The sequence below is a fragment of the Longimicrobium sp. genome (assembly GCF_036554565.1).
Lineage (GTDB): Bacteria > Gemmatimonadota > Gemmatimonadetes > Longimicrobiales > Longimicrobiaceae > Longimicrobium.
On sequence record NZ_DATBNB010000547.1, the window covers coordinates 1 to 3,539 of the forward strand.

A 3,539-nucleotide genomic window follows, 5' to 3' on the forward strand; every position below is an offset into this window, starting at 1 on the left:
CGCCGTGGCGTACGTCACGTTCCCCGCGATCCTCCTACCGTGCTCCCAGAGCGTCAGCGACAGGTCGACCTGCGCCGTCGCCTGGTCGAACGAGGCCGGTGCCGCCGCTCCCCCGCCCGGCCGGCCCTGCGGCGCGGCCGGGCCTATGGGCCCCATCGGCGCCTGTGCGAGGCCGGGGAGCCCGGCGCCGCCGCCGGTGGCGTTCTGCCAGGTGAAGATCGCCTGGAAGAGCGGCGCGTATGCAATGCTCCGCGCGGGGTGAACCAGCTCCACCACCTGCTCGAAGGGGATGTCCTGGTTCTGCTGCGCGCCGAGCGCCCGCTCCTTCACCCGGGCCAGCAGATCCGCCACCGTGGGCGCGTCGGAAAGCTCCACGCGCACGGGGAGCATGTTGACGAAGAAGCCGATCAGCGCCTCGATCTCTTCCCGCCCGCGGTTGGCCGTGGGCGTGCCGACCACCACCTCGTTCTGCCCCGAGAGGCGGGCAAGCACCGCCGCCCAGCCGGCCAGCAGCGTCATGAAGAGCGTGGTCCCGTGGCGGCGGGAAAGCTCCTTGAGCGCGGCCGAGAGCGTCTCGTCGAGCCCGATGTCGATCATCCTGCCGGTGAAGTCCTGCCGCGCCGGGCGGGGACGATCGATCGGCAGCTCCAGCAGCTCGGGGGCGCCGGCCAGCGCCTGCGTCCAGTACTCCGCCTGCTCGCGAAGGACCTCGCCCTCAACCCATCGGCGCTGCCAGGCCGCGTAGTCGGCGTACTGCACCGCGAGCGGCGGGAGCGGATCGGGCCGGCCCGTGCGGAACGCTCCGTAGAGGGCGCCCAGCTCGCGGGTGAACACCCCCACGCTCCAGCCGTCGGAAGCGATGTGGTGCATGGTGATGAGCAGCACGTGGTCGTCGCCGCCGATCTGCACCAGGCGGCCGCGGATCAGCGGCCCGCGCTCCAGGTCGAACGGCGCGTCCGCCTCCTCCTCCATCAGCCGCCGAAGCTCCGCCGGCCCTTCGGCACGGCCGCGGAGGTCGTGTTCCACGAGCGGGAACGGGCTCTCCTCCGCCGGCACGATCCGCTGCACCGGCGCCCCGTCCACCTCGGCGAAGACGGTACGCAGCGCCTCGTGACGGGCCAGGATGCGGTCCAGCGCCCGCCGCAGGGCGGCCCGGTCCACCTCGCCCCGCAGCCGCTGCCGCACGGGGATGTGGAACGCCGCGCCGGCGGCCGCCAGGCGTTCCACGAACCACAGGCGCTGCTGCGCGAAGGAGAGCGGCAGATCTCCCCCGCGCTCCACCGGCTCGATCGGCGGCAGCTCGGCGCGCAACGCGGTTTCCAGCTCGCGCGCGAAGTCGGCCAGCACGGGCCGGGCGAACAGGTCACGCAGCGCAACCTGCACGGCCAGCCGCTGCCGCACCCGCGAGATCACCTGCACCGCCAGCAGCGAGTGCCCGCCCAGGTCGAAGAAGCTGTCCTGGCGCCCCACCCGCTCCACCCGCAGCACCTCGGCCCAGATGTCGGCCAGCGCCTGCTCGGTCTGGGTCTCCGGGGCCTCGAAGCCGCGCGTGGCGAGCGCGTCGCCCTCGGGCGCGGGGAGCGCCCTGCGGTCCACTTTGCCGCCGGCGGTCACCGGAAACGCCTCCAGCCGCACGAAGGCCGCCGGCACCATGTACGGCGGCAGCCGGCCCGCCAGGTGCGCCCGCAGCGATTCCACGTCCAGCCCCTCGTCGGCCAGGCAGTACGCCACCAGCCGCCGGTCGCCGGGCTCGTCCTCGCGCGCCATCACCACCGCGTCGCGCACGGCCTCGTGCTCGGCCAGCCGCGCCTCGATCTCGCCCAGCTCGATGCGGAAGCCGCGGATCTTCACCTGGAAGTCGGTGCGGCCCAGGAACTCGATGGTCCCCTCCGGCCGCCACCGCCCCAGGTCGCCCGTCCGGTACAGCCGCGCCCCCGGCTCACGGGAGAACGGGTCGGGGACGAAGCGCTCCGCCGTCAGCCTCGGACGGTCCAGGTAGCCGCGCGCCACCTGGGCCCCGCCGATGTACAGCTCGCCCGACACGCCCACCGGCACCGGACCGCCCCGCGCGTCCAGCAGGTACACGCGCGTGTTCGCCACCGGCCGGCCGATGGAGCGCCAGGTGGCGGGATCGTTCACGATCTCGCGCATCGTGGCGTTGACCGTGGTCTCGGTGGGGCCGTACGTGTTCAGGAGCGGCGGGCGGTACCCGTCCCTCGCGAACCACGCCTGCAGCGCCGTGGGCTCGACCGCCTCGCCGCCGATGGCCAGCAGACGCACGCACGACGGGATGGCTGCCGAGGGCTCGTCCAGCAGGAGCTGCCAGAAGCGCGTCGGGAGATCCGCCACCGTCACGCCGTTCTCCGCGCACCGGCTCCAGAAGGCGTGCGCGCCCTCCAGCCATGCCTCGGTGCGCAGCACCAGCGCCGCCCCGGTGAGCAGCGCCCCGAAGATTTCCTCCACCGCGGCGTCGAAGGCGACGGAGGCGAACTGCAGGACGCGGTCGCCCCCCGTCAGGCCGAACCCTGCCTGGACGGCCGCGACCTGCCGCCCCACGGCGCGGTGGGTGACCATCACCCCCTTGGGCCGCCCGGTGGAGCCCGACGTGTAGATCACGTACGCCAGGTGCTCCGACTGGAGCGCTCCGCGGCCCAGGTTCGTTTCCGGGCCTGTCCACGCTGACGAGCCGGAGTCGAGATCGAGCACCGGCACGCCCGTGCCCGCGAAGCGCGCGGCGAGCGACCCGTGCGCGAGCACCGCCACAGGCGCACTGTCCTCCAGCAGCCAGCGCAGCCGCTCCTCCGGGTACGCCGGGTCCAGCGGGACGTACGCGCCGCCCGCCTTGAGCACGGCCAGCAGCCCCGCCACCATCTCCGGCGTGCGCTCCGCGCAGATCGCCACGCGCGTGTCCGGGCCCACACCCCCGGCGCGCAGCCGGTGCGCAAGCCGGTTGGCCCGGGCGTTCAGCTCCGCGTACGTGAGCGACCCGCCCTCAGAGACCACGGCGATCGCATCAGGCGTCTCCTCCGCCCGCCGCTCGAAGAGCTCGTGCACGCACACGCCGTCCGGCGCGACGAGCTCGGTCGCGTTCCACTCCTCCACGACCCGCGCGCGCTCCGCCGGCGACATCAGCTCCAGCCGCGCCACGCTCCGGCGCTCGTCCGCCACCATCTGCGCGAGCACCCGCCGCAGGTAGCCCACGTGGCGCTCCACCGTTTCCCGATCGAAGAGCGCCGTCGCGTACTCCAGCGACCCGGAGATCCGCCCGCCCCGCTCGGAAAGCGTCAGCGCCAGGTCGAACTGCGCCGACGCTTCCATGGGCGCAGCCGCCTGCGCGGCCGCTGCCGGCCCGGGCGCGGGCGCCCCCCCCGCGGGGGCCAGCGCCAGCCCCGAAAGCTCCAGGCTGCGCTCGGGCATGTTCAGCCAGTTGAACATCACCTGGAAGAGCGGCGTGTGCGCCAGGCTGCGCACCGGCTGCAGCAGCTCCACCACCTGCTCGAACGGGATGTCCTGGTGCTGCTGCGCTTCCAGCGCCCGCT

1 protein-coding gene is annotated in these 3,539 nt (G+C 74.1%); it reads right to left on the reverse strand.

Annotated features, from left to right (window positions below):
• Positions 1-3,539, reverse strand: a 3,539-nt coding sequence (locus VIB55_RS15070) for an amino acid adenylation domain-containing protein (protein WP_331877485.1), incomplete at both ends; no start/stop codon positions are given.